Origin of the sequence: Streptomyces sp. ML-6, from assembly GCF_030116705.1 — a bacterium.
Taxonomy (GTDB): Bacteria; Actinomycetota; Actinomycetes; order Streptomycetales; family Streptomycetaceae; genus Streptomyces.
In genome coordinates, this window is record NZ_JAOTIK010000001.1 from 7241115 (window position 1) to 7254724 (window position 13610).

11 protein-coding genes are annotated in these 13610 nt (G+C 72.5%); 6 read left to right on the forward strand and 5 right to left on the reverse strand.

The window, feature by feature from the left end; translation table 11 throughout:
* Nucleotides 1-13 precede the first annotated feature (13 nt).
* Nucleotides 14-691: a DUF4232 domain-containing protein gene (locus OCT49_RS31780; RefSeq protein ID WP_283855237.1), complete on the forward strand. Its 678-nt coding sequence runs from the start codon at nucleotides 14-16 to the stop codon at nucleotides 689-691.
* A 181-nt stretch (nucleotides 692-872) separates the two neighbouring features.
* The gene (locus OCT49_RS31785; protein WP_283855238.1) at nucleotides 873-1532 is read left to right on the forward strand and encodes a TOPRIM nucleotidyl transferase/hydrolase domain-containing protein; all 660 of its coding nucleotides are present in this window, start codon (nucleotides 873-875) and stop codon (nucleotides 1530-1532) included.
* Nucleotides 1533-1670: 138 nt separating this feature from the next.
* Here the strand turns inward: OCT49_RS31785 and OCT49_RS31790 are convergent, their stop codons facing one another.
* The 3 genes from OCT49_RS31790 to OCT49_RS31800 all read right to left on the reverse strand — a co-directional run bounded on the left by OCT49_RS31790 (nucleotide 1671) and on the right by OCT49_RS31800 (nucleotide 5325).
* Nucleotides 1671-2456: a 3-oxoacyl-ACP reductase gene (locus OCT49_RS31790; protein WP_283855239.1), complete on the reverse strand. Its 786-nt coding sequence runs from the start codon at nucleotides 2454-2456 to the stop codon at nucleotides 1671-1673.
* Nucleotides 2457-2462: 6 nt separating this feature from the next.
* A complete protein-coding gene (locus tag OCT49_RS31795) occupies nucleotides 2463-3866 on the reverse strand; it encodes an aldehyde dehydrogenase family protein (protein ID WP_283855240.1) in 1404 nt (467 codons plus the stop codon).
* Between the two features lie 94 nt (nucleotides 3867-3960).
* Nucleotides 3961-5325 carry a glutamine synthetase family protein gene (locus OCT49_RS31800; RefSeq protein ID WP_283855241.1) on the reverse strand — a complete coding sequence of 455 codons (1365 nt, stop codon included), beginning with the start codon at nucleotides 5323-5325 and terminating at the stop codon, nucleotides 3961-3963.
* Nucleotides 5326-5757: 432 nt separating this feature from the next.
* On the opposite strand from OCT49_RS31800, the gene eat reads away from it, so the two are divergent.
* Together eat and OCT49_RS31810 are read left to right on the forward strand one after the other, a co-directional pair.
* Nucleotides 5758-7227, forward strand: a complete 1470-nt coding sequence (gene eat, locus OCT49_RS31805) for an ethanolamine permease (RefSeq protein WP_283855242.1) — start codon at nucleotides 5758-5760, stop codon at nucleotides 7225-7227.
* A 231-nt stretch (nucleotides 7228-7458) separates the two neighbouring features.
* Complete coding sequence (locus OCT49_RS31810; protein WP_283855243.1) at nucleotides 7459-8910, forward strand: peptidoglycan DD-metalloendopeptidase family protein; 1452 nt, start codon at nucleotides 7459-7461, stop codon at nucleotides 8908-8910.
* Here OCT49_RS31810 and OCT49_RS31815 read toward each other — a convergent pair.
* The gene (locus tag OCT49_RS31815; RefSeq protein ID WP_283855244.1) at nucleotides 8880-10124 is read right to left on the reverse strand and encodes a DMT family transporter; all 1245 of its coding nucleotides are present in this window, start codon (nucleotides 10122-10124) and stop codon (nucleotides 8880-8882) included. The genes OCT49_RS31810 and OCT49_RS31815 overlap by 31 nt on opposite strands.
* A gap of 217 nt (nucleotides 10125-10341) precedes the next feature.
* On the opposite strand from OCT49_RS31815, the gene OCT49_RS31820 reads away from it, so the two are divergent.
* A complete protein-coding gene (locus tag OCT49_RS31820) occupies nucleotides 10342-11025 on the forward strand; it encodes a (2Fe-2S)-binding protein (RefSeq protein WP_283855245.1) in 684 nt (227 codons plus the stop codon).
* 97 nt (nucleotides 11026-11122) lie between these two features.
* Here OCT49_RS31820 and OCT49_RS31825 read toward each other — a convergent pair whose 3' ends face one another.
* A complete protein-coding gene (locus OCT49_RS31825; RefSeq protein WP_283855246.1) occupies nucleotides 11123-11578 on the reverse strand; it encodes an ATP-binding protein in 456 nt (151 codons plus the stop codon).
* A 293-nt stretch (nucleotides 11579-11871) separates the two neighbouring features.
* Here OCT49_RS31825 and OCT49_RS31830 point away from each other — a divergent pair, with 293 nt between their 5' ends.
* Nucleotides 11872-13356 (forward strand): SDR family NAD(P)-dependent oxidoreductase, encoded by a 1485-nt coding sequence (locus tag OCT49_RS31830; RefSeq protein ID WP_283855247.1) that lies wholly within the window; start codon nucleotides 11872-11874, stop codon nucleotides 13354-13356.
* The last annotated feature ends 254 nt before the right edge of the window (nucleotides 13357-13610 follow it).

Consider the following 13610-nt stretch of genomic DNA (forward strand, 5'->3'; position numbering starts at 1 on the left):
GGGGAATCTCGACATGCGCACTTCCCGGATCAGCACTCTCGCTCCGACCGCCGCCCTCGCCCTGTCCCTCACCGCCTGCGGTGGTTCGGGCAGCGCCCTCGGCGAGGCCACGAGCACCCGCATGGGGACCACCACCACGGTGGACGGTTCGGCGGGGGTGGAGAACGTGCGGCAGGTGTCGGGGACGGACGACGGCAGGAACGTCCTCGCCTCCGTCTCGCGCTCCGGCTCCGCCGGGGGCGGCACCGTCACCTCCGCCGGTGCCGTTCCGTGCACGGGCGACGAGATGGCGTACTCCGTCCTGCACCGCTTCCCGGACCAGCCGGGCGAGCACCTGCTGATCACCGCGCGGAACGCCGGCTCCGAACCCTGCTGGGTCACCTCGTCCCCGTCGGTCGTGCTCGGGAACGGCCCGGAGGTCCTGCCCCACTCGACGAAGGACGCCCCGGGCGGCAGCGCCCGGATCACGGTCCGGTCCGGCGGCAAGGTCTACTCCGCCGTGGCGCTCTTCGCCGACGGCCCGGGGCCCCGCACGGCGACAGGCCTCTCGATCGCCCTGCGCGACGGGACCGGGCACATGGGCCCGGCCGTCGAGCAGGACGCCCGCGACGGCGAGGGCGTGCCGTCGGAGTTCACCTGGACCAGTGCCGACGTCACGAACTGGAACACGGCCAAGCCCTACGACTTCTGACCGAGCCGGACCCGACCGGGCAGGACCGGGGCGCCCGGCCCACGTCGGCTCGTGACGGGGCCGGGCGCCCGCAGCCGTACCGGCACGTCGCGCTTCCTTCCGCACAGCAGCGCCCCCGGTGAAGTGCCGTGCGGGAAAAGTTCGTTGCGAACGCCCCGGCCGTGGCTGAGAGACTGGGCCCATGGAGACGACGAGGCGATTCCGGGCAGCGGCCGTGGAGTGGGCGGCCGACGGTGCCGGGGCGCCGGCGGCCGCCGCGGTCGCGCGCGAACTGGCCACCGGCCCCGCCCTGCGCACGGCCGTGCTCGTGGAGGGGGCCAGCGACCAGGTGGCGCTCGAAGTGCTGGCCGCACGCCACGGCCGCACCCTCGACGCGGAGGGCATCGCCGTCATTCCGCTCGGAGGCGCCACCAACATCGGCCGATTCCTGAACCTGTTGGGCCCCCGGGGGCTCGGCATCGCGGTGGCGGGCTTGTGCGACGTCGGCGAGGAGGGGCACTTCTCGCGCGCACTGGAGCGGGCGGGTCTCGGCCGCGACCTCACGCGCGCCGACATGGAGCCGCTCGGTTTCCAGGTGTGCGTCGCCGACCTGGAGGAGGAGCTGATCCGCGCACTCGGCGCCGACTCCGTGCAACAGGTCATCGAGGCCGAGGGCGACCTGCGGGCCTTCCACATCTTCCAGAAGCAGCCCGCCCAGCGTGAGCGGAGCGTCGAGCGGCAGCTGCGGCGCTTCATGGGAACCATCAGCGGCCGGAAGAGCCAGTACGCCCGCTCGCTCGTCGACGCCCTGGACCTCGCCCGAGTACCGCGCCCACTGGACCGCCTGCTCGCGCACCTGTAGCGGCTCGACCGGCGGATGCGGGGGAGTGACGCGGCTTTTCCCGCACCGCGCGACGGCACCCGGCCCCCCGTACGTCCGTACGCGGGGCCGGGGCCGGGGGCGGAGCGGTGCGTCCCCCAACCTCACGAGTCAGTACACCTAGAGCGGCGTGACGTACGCGCCGGAGAGTCCGCCGTCGACCAGGAAGTCGGTGGCGTTGACGAAGGAGGAGTCGTCGCTGGCCAGGAAGGCCACGGCGGCGGCCATCTCGTCGGGTTCGGCGAACCGGCCGACCGGGATGTGTACCAGCCTGCGCGCCGCCCGCTCCGGGTCCTTGGCGAACAGCTCCTGGAGCAGCGGGGTGTTGACCGGCCCGGGGCACAGGGCGTTGACCCGGATGCCCTCACGGGCGAACTGCACCCCGAGCTCGCGGGACATGGCCAGCACGCCGCCCTTGGACGCGGTGTAGGAGATCTGCGAGGTGGCGGCGCCCATCCGGGCCACGAACGAGGCGGTGTTGATGATGGAGCCCTTGCCCTGGCGGCGCATGTAGGGGATCGCTGCCTTGCAGCACAGGTAGACGGAGGTGAGGTTGACCTCCTGCACCCGCCGCCAGGCGTCGAGGCCGGTCTCCAGGATGGAGTCGTCCTCGGGCGGTGAGATCCCCGCGTTGTTGAAGGCGATGTCGACCGAGCCGTACGTGTCGAACGCGGCCTTGAACAACGCCTCGACCTGCTCGGCGTCCGTGACGTCGGTACGGACGAAGAGGCCCGCGACCTCCTCGGCGACGGCCTTTCCGCTCTCCTCGTCCACGTCCGCGCAGACGACGTGGGCGCCCTCGTCGGCCAGGCGCCGTGCGGTGGCGAGCCCGATGCCGCTGCCGGCTCCGGTGACGACGGCGGTGCGGCCGACCAGGCGGCGGCAGACGGCGGTGGTGTCGGTCATGGTGCTTCAGGCCTCCGTGCTGATGAAGACGTTCTTGGTTTCGGTGAAGGCGGCGAGGGCGTCGGGACCGAGTTCACGGCCCAGCCCGGACTGCTTGTAACCGCCGAAGGGAGTCGAGTAGCGCACGCTGGAGTGCGAGTTGACCGAGAGGTTCCCGGCCCGCAGGCCCTGCGCCACGCGCAGGGCGCGGCCCACGTCGCGGGTCCAGACCGAGCCGGAGAGCCCGTACTCCGTCGCGTTCGCCAGGCGTACGGCGTCCGTCTCGTCGTCGAAGGGCAGGACCACGGCGACCGGGCCGAACACCTCCTCGACGGCCACCGGCGCTTCCGGCGACACCCCGGCGAGCACGGTCGGCGGATACCAGAACCCCGGACCCTCCGGTGCCCGGCCGAGGATCGTCCGTACGCCGTCCGGCGGACCGTCCCCGCCGGGGCCGTCCACGAAACCGCGCACCCGGTCCCGCTGGGCGGCGGAGATCAGCGGCCCCATCATGGTCTTCTCGTCGGACGGGTCGCCGACCACCACGGCGGCGACGGCCGGTGCCAGCAGATCGAGGAAGCGGTCGTGGACGGAGCGTTCGACGAGGATGCGGGTCCGGGCGCAGCAGTCCTGGCCGGCGTTGTCCAGGAAGGACATCGGGGCGGCGGCGGCCGCGGCGGCCAGATCGGCGTCGGCGAAGACCACGTTCGGGCTCTTGCCGCCGAGCTCCAGGGTGAGGGGCTTCACGCGGTCGGCACAGCGGGCCATGATGTGCTTGCCGGTCCGGGTGGAGCCGGTGAAGACGATCTTGGCCACGCCGGGGTGCTCCACCAGGGCGTTCCCGGCCACCGCGCCCTCGCCCGGGAGCACCTGGAAGAGCCCGTCGGGCAGTCCGGCCACCAGGGCCAGCTCGGCCAGGCGCAGCGCGGTCAGCGGTGTGGTCTCGGCGGGCTTGAGCAGGACGGCGTTGCCGGCGGCGAGCGCCGGGGCCGTGCCCCAGGCGGCGATCGGCATCGGGAAGTTCCAGGGCGCGATGACACCGATGACGCCGAGGGGTTCCAGCAGGGTGAAGTCGATGCCGCCCGCGACCGGGATCTGCCGGCCCGTCAGGCGCTCGGCGCCCCCCGCGCAGTAGTCGAGGAGGTCGCGCACATTGCCCGCCTCCCAGCGGGCGTTGCCGATGGTGTGGCCGGCCTCGCGGACCTCCAACAGGGCCAGTTCCTCGACGTGTTCGTCGACCACGGCGGCGAAGCGGCGCAGCAGTCGGGCGCGGTCGGCGGGTGCGGCGGCGGCCCAGGCGCGCTGGGCGGTGGCGGCGCGGACGACGGCCGCGTCGACGTCGGCGGGGGTGGCGGCCGGGACGGTCGCGAGGACCTCGGCCGTGGCCGGGTTCAGGACGTTCAGATGGCGGGGTTCGGGCTGATGGGACACGTACGGGCCTCGATCATCGGGAGCAGGGAGCAGGGAGCAGGGAGCAGGGAGCAGGGCACGAGGAGTGGGGAGTGGGGAGTGGTACGGAGGGAGGTCACAGGCGCTCGAAGGAACGGCGCAGCTCCCAGTCGGTCACGGCGGCGTCGTACGCGGCGAGTTCGACACGCGCCATGTTCAGGTAGTGCGCGACGACCTCCTCGCCGAAGGCCTCCTTGGCGATGGGGCTGGCCTCCCACAGGTCGGCGGCCTCGCGCAGGGTGGTCGGCACCTGCTGGTAATCGGCGGTGTAGGCGTTGCCGGTGCACACCTCCGGCAGCGGCAGTTCGTGTTCCACGCCGTACAGCCCCGCGGCGACCAGACCGGCGGTGGCGAGGTACGGGTTGACGTCGCCGCCGGGCAGCCGGTTCTCGAAACGGCGGGAACGGCCGTGGCCGACCACCCGCAGCGAACAGGTGCGGTTGTCGTGGCCCCAGGCGACGGCCGTCGGTGCGAACGACCCGGGCTGGAACCTCTTGTAGGAGTTGATGTTCGGCGCGTACAGCAACGAGAAGTCGCGCAGCGCGGCGAGCTGTCCGGCCAGGAAGTGCCGCATCAGCGGCGACATGCCGTCCGGGCCGTCGCCCGCCATCGCGTTGTCGCCATCGCGATCGGTGAGCGAGAGGTGGATGTGGCAGGAATTGCCCTCGCGCTCGTCGTACTTGGCCATGAAGGTGAGCGAGACGCCCTCCTGCGCGGCGATCTCCTTGGCGCCCGTCTTGTAGACGGCGTGCTGGTCGCAGGTGATCAGCGCCTCGTCGTAGCGGAAGGCGATCTCGTGCTGGCCGAGGTTGCACTCGCCCTTGGCCGACTCGACGGTCAGCCCGGCGGCCTGCATCTCGTTGCGGATGCGGCGCAGCAGCGGTTCGACGCGGCCGGAGCCCAGGATGGAGTAGTCGACGTTGTACTGGTTGGCCGGGGTCAGCCCGCGGTAGCCGCGGTCCCAGGCCTCCTCGTAGCTGTCCTTGAAGACGATGAACTCCAGCTCCGTGCCCACCTGGGCCCGGTAGCCGAGTCCGGCCAGCCGGTCCAGCTGGCGGCGCAGGACCTGGCGCGGCGCGGCGACGACCGGGCTGCCGTCGTGCCAGGCGAGGTCGGCCAGCAGCAGGGCGGTGCCCTCGTGCCAGGGGACGAGCCGCAGCGAGGCGAGGTCCGGGATCATGGCGAAGTCGCCGTAGCCGTGCTCCCAGGAGGACATCGCGTAGCCGTCGACGGTGTTCATGTCGGTGTCCACGGCCAGCAGGTAGTTGCAGCCCTCGGTGCCGTGCTCCAGGACCTCGTCGAGGAAGAACCCGGCGGCGAACCGCTTCCCCTGGAGCCGCCCCTGCATGTCGGGAAACGCCAGCACGACGGTGTCGATCGACCCGTTCGCGACGAGCGAGCGCAGCTCCTCGACGGCGAGCGGGGGTGTGCGGTCTGCCACGGGATTCCTCCTTGGGTGCACCGAGATCCATAAGGTATGGCAGTTGACCATTGCTTGGGAAGAGGGGTGAAGGGTGGCGGCGGGGAGGGGAGTAGCGGAGTTCCGTCGCCGGTCGAAGGGATGATTCCGCCGTTGCCCGGGAAGGGTGTTCGCGCGGAGGCGTCGGAGCCGTGTGCGGCGTCGGCGTACGCACCCCGTTGCCGTCGCGGATGCCGTCCTTGTGGCGGCGTGTCGGTCGATGCCTCCTCCCGGGGCGCGGCGGGCGGGTGTTCCCGGCGGCGGTGCGGTGTGCATCCGTGACCACTCTTTTGCGTACGCCCCTTGTGTTTCCCCCGGCGTTCCACAAAGGTGTGCCACCGAACCTTTGCCGAAGGCTCGCTCTTCGCCCCCACGCCCCGGCGCAGCGCCGCCGACACACGACTGGAGCGCCTCATGACCCAGGGAACCGGTACCACCACCAGCCCACCGGGCGGCCCCGGCGACGGGGCGTCCGGCGCGGACGAGTACCTGCACCGCCGCACCCTGCGCCGGGGCAGCGCGGGCTGGCTCCTGCTGACCGGACTCGGCGTCGCCTACGTCGTGTCCGGCGACTACTCCGGCTGGAACATCGGTCTCTCCAAGGGCGGCTTCGGCGGACTGGCCGCGGCCACCGTGCTGATGGGCCTGATGTACGCGTGCCTGGTCTTCGCACTGGCCGAACTCTCCGCCATCCTGCCCACCGCGGGCGGCGGTTACGGCTTCGCGCGGCGCGCCCTGGGGACCTGGGGCGGCTTCCTCACCGGCACCGCGATCCTCATCGAGTACATTCTCGCCCCGGCCGCCATCTCGCTGTTCATCGGCGACTACGTCGAATCGCTCGGCCTGTTCGGCCTCACCTCCGGCTGGCCCGTCTACCTTGCATGCTTCGCCGTCTTCATCGGCATCCACCTGTGGGGCGTCGGTGAGGCGCTGCGGTTCAGCCTGGTCGTGACCGCCATCGCCGTGGCCGCCCTGCTGGTCTTCGCCATCGGTGCGTTCACCGAGTTCGACGCGAGCCGCCTCGATGACATCCCGGTGGACACCGGCGCGTTCGGCTCCTCGTCCTGGCTGCCCTTCGGGCTGCTCGGCATCTGGGCCGCCTTCCCCTTCGGCATGTGGTTCTTCCTGGGCGTCGAGGGCGTGCCGCTCGCCGCCGAGGAGGCCAAGGACCCGGTCAGGTCGATGCCGAAGGCGCTGGCCATCTCGCTGACCGTGCTGGTGGGCCTGGCGGTGCTCACCTTCCTCTCCGCCACCGGGGCACAGGGCGCGAAGGCCATCCAGGAGGCCGGCAACCCCCTCGTGGTCGCGCTGGAGGGCGACGGCGGGCCCACCGGCCTGAGCCGGTTCGTCAACTACGCGGGCCTCGCCGGTCTGGTGGCCTCGTTCTTCTCGCTGATCTTCGCCGGTTCCCGCCAGCTGTTCGCCCTGTCCCGGGCCGGGTACCTGCCACGATTCCTCTCGCTGACCAACCGCCGTAGGTCCCCCTACCTCGGTCTGCTGATCCCCGGCGCGATCGGCTTCACCCTGGCCGCCTGGGTCGGCAACGGCGGCCGGATGCTGAACGTCGCCGTCTTCGGCGCCACCATCAGCTACGCGCTGATGGCGCTCTCCCACGTCGTGCTGCGCCGCCGTGAGCCACATCTCGAACGGCCCTACCGCACCCCCGGCGGCGCGTTCACCTCGTCCGTGGCCTTCGTCCTGGCCTGCTCGGCGCTGGTGGCGACCTTCCTGGTGGACCGGAACGCGGCGTTCATCGCCCTCGGGGTGTACGGGGTGGCGCTGGCCTACTTCGCCCTGTACAGCAGGCACCGGCTCGTCGCGAACGCCCCGGAGGAGGAGTTCGCCGCACTGGCCGCGGCCGAGGCCGAACTGTCACGGGACTGACCGGCCGAACCTGACGGGTCGTCGGGACGCCACACGGGTACGTACGAATCGTCAGGAGTCCGTACAAGTCCGGGCGTCCGGGCGGCCCGTCCGTTCCCCGCCGTGCCATGCCACGGCGGGGAACGGGGTGGATGGGGCGGGTGGATACGGGTGCTCTCTTGCCATCCTCCTTTGACTGCACATAAGTTGGGCGCTTGCGACGTGTCCTATTGCCTGTGGGGGAGCCGAGTCATGGCCGCGAACGGACGGCACCGCAAATATCAGCCCAGCCGGATCAACCGTGCCTCGCTCACGGTCACCGCGGGCGGTGCGGGCCTCGCGCTCCCGCTCCTGGCGGCGGCACCGGCGGGGGCCGCCTCCCCGGACGTCTGGGAGAAGGTCGCCGCCTGCGAATCCACCGGAAACTGGCACATCAACAGTGGCAACGGCTACTTCGGCGGACTGCAGTTCACCCGCTCGACCTGGGCGGCCTACGGGGGCACGCTCTACGCCCCGCGCGCCGACCTGGCCACCAAGGACCAGCAGATAAAAATCGCCGAGAAGGTGCTCGAAGGGCAGGGCCCCGGCGCCTGGCCGGGCTGCTCGACGAAGGCGGGACTGACCAGGGACGGCGACACCGCAGACATCGCCCCGCAGTCCCAACGCACCGATCAGGTACGGGCGTCGGAGAAGCAGGAGCAGGCCGCCGACCGGAAAGCACGGGCGAAGCGGGCGGCCGAGGCCGCCTCGCCGACCTCCGTGCCCGGCAAGCGCGAGTCGTACACCGTGGCCCGCGGCGACTCGCTCTCCGCGATCGCGGCGTCCGAGCACGTCCGGGGCGGCTGGCAGCGCCTCTACGAGGCCAACCGCGAGGTCGTGGGGGACGATCCGGACCTCATCTTCCCCGGGCAGCGACTGAGCATCGACCCGGCCGCCCGGCCGCGGAGCACGGCCCAGGCCCCGGCGGCGAAGCCGAAGGCGGAGACCCCGGTTCGGACGAAGCAGCCGAAGGCGGGCGCGGCGGAGCCCGAGCACCGCGCGGCGGCCCCCGAGCGCCAGGAGGCCAGGTCCCACGACCGGACCACCGAAACCGGGACGAAGACCCGACCGGTCGCCTCGCAGCAGGACCAGGCGACGAAGGCGAAGCCGAAGACCCGGCCGGCGGCCCCCCAGCAGCAGGCGGCGAAGCCGAAACCGCAGCAGAGCCAGAGCCGGAGCACGAAGCCGCAGCAGAGCACGAAACCGAAGCCGCAGCCGAAGAAGACCGAGAGCCCCCGCCCGAAGGAACGGCCGGCGAGGCACAACGGCCTCGTCGCCCCCGTCTCGGCCGGCATCGGAACGCCGTACCACCAGGCCGGTTCCTGGTCCAGCGGCTACCACACCGGGGTCGACTTCCCCGTCCCCACCGGTACGTCGGTGAAGGCGGTGGCCTCAGGCACGGTCGTCTCGGCGGGCTGGGGAGGGGCGTACGGCTACCAGGTCGTCATCCGGCACAACGACGGCAAGTACAGCCAGTACGCGCACCTGTCCGCGCTCCACGTGCGCGAGGGGCGGCAGGTCTCCGCGGGCCAGCGCATCGCGCGCTCCGGCTCCACCGGGAACAGCACCGGTCCGCACCTGCACTTCGAGATCCGCACCGGCCCCGGCTACGGCTCGGACATCGACCCGCTGGCCTACCTCAGGGCGGGCGGCGCCAGGGTCTGAACGGTCCCGTGGGTCCCGGTCGCGTCATCCGGCGCGCCGGGACCGTCGGACGGGCGTCCCCGGAGCGCGGCGTCGGACCGGGGACGCCCGTCCCCGAACTCCACCTGCTCCACACACATCAGCGGCATCAGCAACGGCAGCCGGCGCCGCTCGGGCACCGTCTCCGGGACGGGCTCGACCGCACCCGCCTCCAGCACGGGTCCGACCGCACATCCCTCCAGGACGGGGCCGGCCGCCCCGGGCACCGTTTCCCTGCTGGGCACCGTCTCCGCGCCGGGCACCGTCTCCCCGGCCCGCGCCTTCCGCTCGTCCGTCCCGGTGCTCCAAAGCCCCTCGCTCGACGCGTCGTCCGGGAGCCCGCCGTCCGTCATCCGCGCGGCGTGCCGTTCCGCACCCAGGCGTTCCGTCGTGAGCAGGATCAGGCCTCCCGCCGCGAGCACCGCGCAGGCCTGGGCGAGCACGGCCCCGGTCGTGCCGTGCAGGAACTCCTCCCCGAAGAGCGTGAGGCCGACGACCGCGGCCACCACCGGGTTCACCACGGTCACGGTGGCCAGGGGCGCGGTCAGTCCGGCACCCCGGTACGCGGCCTGGGAGAGCAGCAGACCGGAGGCGGCGAAACCGCCGATCGCCACCAGGGCCGGCAGCCCGGCGCCCACCGGGCCGGAGGTCAGCCCGACCGCCACCGTCTTCGTGAACACGGAGGCGATGCCGAACGCGACCCCCGCCGCCCCGGCCAGGACCACACTGCGGACCACCGGTCGGCGCACACCCCTGGAGGCCAGCAGGAGCGCCGCGATCGCACCGAGCGTCAGACCGGCGAGCAGCAGCTGGTCCGGACCGTCCAGGGCGCGCGACTCGGCGTTCCCGGTGAGCGCGAGCAGACCGGCCAGCCCGACCGTCGTCATGATCGCGCCGCGCCACGCGGTGGCCCCCGCCCGGCGGCGCACGAAGAGCGCCGCCATCGGCAGGGCGAAGACGATGGTGAGCGCCCCGAGCGGCTGGACGAGGCTGAGCGGACCGTAGGCCAGTGCCACGACGTGCAGCACCGCGCCCACCCCGTTCAGGGTCACGGCGGCCCACCAGACGCGGTTGCGCAGCGGTGCGAGCGAGTCGCCGTCCCCGTCCGCGGCCACGCGTTCCTGGACGATCGCCCCGGCCGCGTACGCGACCGCGGAGACCAGTGACAGAAGCACGGACAGCGCAAGGGAACTCATGTGCACCACGATGTCCCTTCGGGACGGCCGCGTCGTCGTCCTTGAGGCTGCGATTCGGCGTACTGCCCAAGTAGTACGAGGGTGGTCCCGGTGTCCTCCTCCCGAGGGTAGTCATCCTCCCGGAGAACCTCGGACCATTACGGTGAACGCCGCGGCGCGGGCGTCCGGAGCCCCGCGCGCCGACGCCGGCGGCCGGGCGGCGAGAGGGAGCAGAGGGATGGTGGACGGGTCCGCGGCGGCCTCGGTGGGCGGGTTCTTCGCACTGCGGACCGGGGCACCGCCCGACGGCGCGCCCCGCCCGCTGGCGGAGCTGTACGCGGGGGAGTCCGCCCCGCTCACCGCCCGCATCGACACCGTCGCCGCCCGGCTGCGCACCTCGGAGCGACGGGTCGCCGCCTCGATCGCGCACCTGGGACTGGCCTCGCGCCTCTGGTCGGTCGCGCTCGGGTCCGCCGCGCTGACCGGCGGCTTCCCCGCGCTCACCCCCGGCCTCCTGCGCTGGGCCCCGGAACGGACGGCCCCCGACGACCTGTGGCTGGCGGACACCGTGCCGCTGCCCGGCACCGCCCGTCACATCCGGGAGGAGGTCCAGTACGGCCACCTCGTGCCCCTCGCCGAGGCGATCCACCGGGACGGCCCCCTGTCCGACCGGCTGCTGTGGGGCAACGCGGGCTCGGCACTGGCGGGTTCGCTGCGTCAGCTGGTCACCTGGGCGCGTACGCACCGGCGCCCCGACGTCGGCGCACGGGCCCGCGCACTGACCGCCGAACTCTTCGACCACCCGGACCTGCGGGACGCCGGCGCCCCGCACGACCCGGCGTTCCGCAGGCGCAGCTGCTGCCTGTACTACCGGGTTCCGGGCGGCGGACTGTGCGGGGACTGCGTCCTGGAACGGAACTGAACGCCCTGGAACCGAACGTCCCGGCGGAACCGGCCACCCCGCCCGCGCCGGGGTGGCCGTGGTCGTGGGGCGGGCGGCGTCCCGCCCGCCCCACAGCTCAACTGCTCAGCTGGAACTCGGCCCGGATGCGCTTGCCCACCGGCACGCGCTCGGCGGTCAGCCGGTCGCACAGCGCCACGACGATCTCCATGCCGTGCCCGCCGGGGCGCGCCGGGTCGGGGGCGCAGAACAGCGGCAGGGCGGCGCTGCTGTCGTACACCGTGACGCTGACGCGCTCCGCGGTGCCCTCCAGCTCCAGCAGATAGGGGCCCTGGCTGTAGCGGTCCGCGTTGGTGACCAGCTCGCTCACCGCCAGCATCAGGTCGCCGCGGGTGCGTTCGCCGAACACCGCGAGCCACTCGGCGGCCAGCCGGGCCAGGAAACGGTCGGCCAGCGCCCGCGCCCGCGCGATGCAGCCGGGCTCGCCGGCGAACACCTCGGCGCTGTGCAACACCTCCGGATACCGGTCCGGGCCGGGGCGGCCGACCGGGCGCGAGGTGACCTGTTCGTTCATGTGCTCCAGCCAGGGCGAGCGGGAAAGTCCGACGACAGCTTCTCGACGTCCGCCTACCCGCGGGAAACGGTCCCACTCCGGGCAGAACCCACCAGTTTTCGGCCACGGCCGGATCGGTCGGTCACCCCCTTCCCGCACGTCGCCCGTCGGCCCGGCCCGGCGGGGCGCCGCACGATGTCACGCGAACGGAGCAGCGTCGGGTGCATGGCAGACTTGACCGGGGCGTTCGGCCCGGCAGAGCAGGTCAGGTACGGCGGTCGGCGCCACGAGAGACGGATGACAGAGGAACGGCGATGACGGTGACAGAGGACAGCCCGGAGCTCGCTCCCGGAACTGAGGAGTTCGGTCCCGGCATCGACCCGGAGCGGCTGGCCGTCTGCCTGAGCGTGCTCGACGAACTCGACACGATCGAGATCGACCACCCCGACGCCGTCGCCGTGCGCCGCGCCACCGCCGGGATCTACCGGACCGTGAAGCAGCGCCGCCGCCAGGAGCGCCGCGCCGCCAAGACCGCGCACGACAAGGCGGTCACCGAGGCCACCGCGACCGGCTCGGCCGACCGGATCGACGACGAGACCCAGGGCGTCCTGCCGTCCTCGTCCACCCGCGGCGAGATCGCCGGGGTGCTCCAGCGCCCCCGTTCCTGCTACATCTGCAAGACCCGGTACGTCGAGGTGGACGCGTTCTACCACCAGCTGTGCCAGCCGTGCGCGCGGGAGAACCGGGCGCGCCGCGACGCCCGGACCGACCTCACGGGCCGGCGCGCGCTGCTGACCGGCGGCCGGGCGAAGATCGGCATGTACATTGCGCTGCGGCTGCTGCGCGACGGCGCCCACACCACCATCACCACCCGCTTCCCCAACGACGCGATCCGCCGCTTCAAGGCGATGCCGGACAGCGGGGAGTGGATCCACCGGCTGAAGATCGTCGGCATCGACCTGCGCGACCCCGCCCAGGTCGTCGCGCTCGCCGACTCGGTGGCGGCCGAGGGCCCGCTGGACATCCTGATCAACAACGCGGCGCAGACCGTGCGCCGCTCCGCGAACGCGTACAGCGAACTGGTCAACGCCGAGTCCGCGCCGCTCCCGGCGGGCGAGCTGCCCGCCTCGGAGGTCATCGGCACCTTCGGCAGCGGCACCGTCGACCGGGTCGCCGCGCTCCCGGCCGCCCGCAAGGAGGGTCTGAGCGCCCAGGACGTCACCGAACTCGCCCTGGTCACCGGCTCCGCCTCGCTGGAGCGGATCGCCGCCGGAACGGCGATCGACGCGGGCGGGCTGGTCCCCGACCTGCACCACACCAACAGCTGGGTCCAGACCGTCGACGAGGTCGGGCCGATCGAGCTGCTGGAGGTCCAGCTCTGCAACTCCACCGCCCCGTTCATCCTGATCAGCAGGTTGCGCCCGGCGATGGCGGCGGCCTCGGCCGAGCGCGCCTACGTGGTCAACGTCTCCGCGATGGAGGGCGTGTTCGGCCGCGGCTACAAGGGAGCGGGCCACCCGCACACCAACATGGCCAAGGCCGCGCTGAACATGCTCACCCGCACCAGCGCCCAGGAGATGTTCGAGAAGGACCGCATCCTGATGACGGCCGTCGACACCGGCTGGATCACCGACGAGCGCCCGCACCCCGACAAGATCCGTCTCGCCGAGGAGGGCTTCCACGCCCCGCTCGACCTGGTCGACGGCGCCGCCCGCGTCTACGACCCGATCGTGCGCGGCGAGGCGGGCGAGGACCTGTACGGCTGCTTCCTCAAGGACTACGCGCCGGCCAAGTGGTAGCCCGTCCGGCGGCGCGGTGACGCACGAGCCGCCGCGGACCCGGCCGGGAGACATTCCTGGCCGGGTCTTTCCCGTACGAGGTGGCCGAAAGTGACCATTAGCACACGTTCCATCGAGCGTGGCGGCGCTCATTTGGTTACTCTGATGTGAACGGACGTAATCGAGGAGTCCACAAACTCTCCTCGATTGTCCTGGGGCAGGCTGGTCAACCAAGTCGCCGTCCCGCCCCCGTACCCGGCGCCACCGCGACCGAA

What these genes read in the sequence shown, in the direction of transcription:
- OCT49_RS31780 (WP_283855237.1), top strand. Translation starts at nt 14, where the DNA reads ATGCGCACTTCCCGGATCAGCACTCTCGCTCCGACCGCCGCCCTCGCC.
- OCT49_RS31785 (WP_283855238.1), top strand. Translation starts at nt 873, where the DNA reads ATGGAGACGACGAGGCGATTCCGGGCAGCGGCCGTGGAGTGGGCGGCC.
- OCT49_RS31790 (WP_283855239.1), bottom strand. Translation starts at nt 2,456, where the DNA reads ATGACCGACACCACCGCCGTCTGCCGCCGCCTGGTCGGCCGCACCGCC.
- eat (WP_283855242.1), top strand. Translation starts at nt 5,758, where the DNA reads ATGACCCAGGGAACCGGTACCACCACCAGCCCACCGGGCGGCCCCGGC.
- OCT49_RS31810 (WP_283855243.1), top strand. Translation starts at nt 7,459, where the DNA reads ATGGCCGCGAACGGACGGCACCGCAAATATCAGCCCAGCCGGATCAAC.
- OCT49_RS31815 (WP_283855244.1), bottom strand. Translation starts at nt 10,124, where the DNA reads ATGAGTTCCCTTGCGCTGTCCGTGCTTCTGTCACTGGTCTCCGCGGTC.
- OCT49_RS31820 (WP_283855245.1), top strand. Translation starts at nt 10,342, where the DNA reads ATGGTGGACGGGTCCGCGGCGGCCTCGGTGGGCGGGTTCTTCGCACTG.
- OCT49_RS31825 (WP_283855246.1), bottom strand. Translation starts at nt 11,578, where the DNA reads ATGAACGAACAGGTCACCTCGCGCCCGGTCGGCCGCCCCGGCCCGGAC.
- OCT49_RS31830 (WP_283855247.1), top strand. Translation starts at nt 11,872, where the DNA reads ATGACGGTGACAGAGGACAGCCCGGAGCTCGCTCCCGGAACTGAGGAG.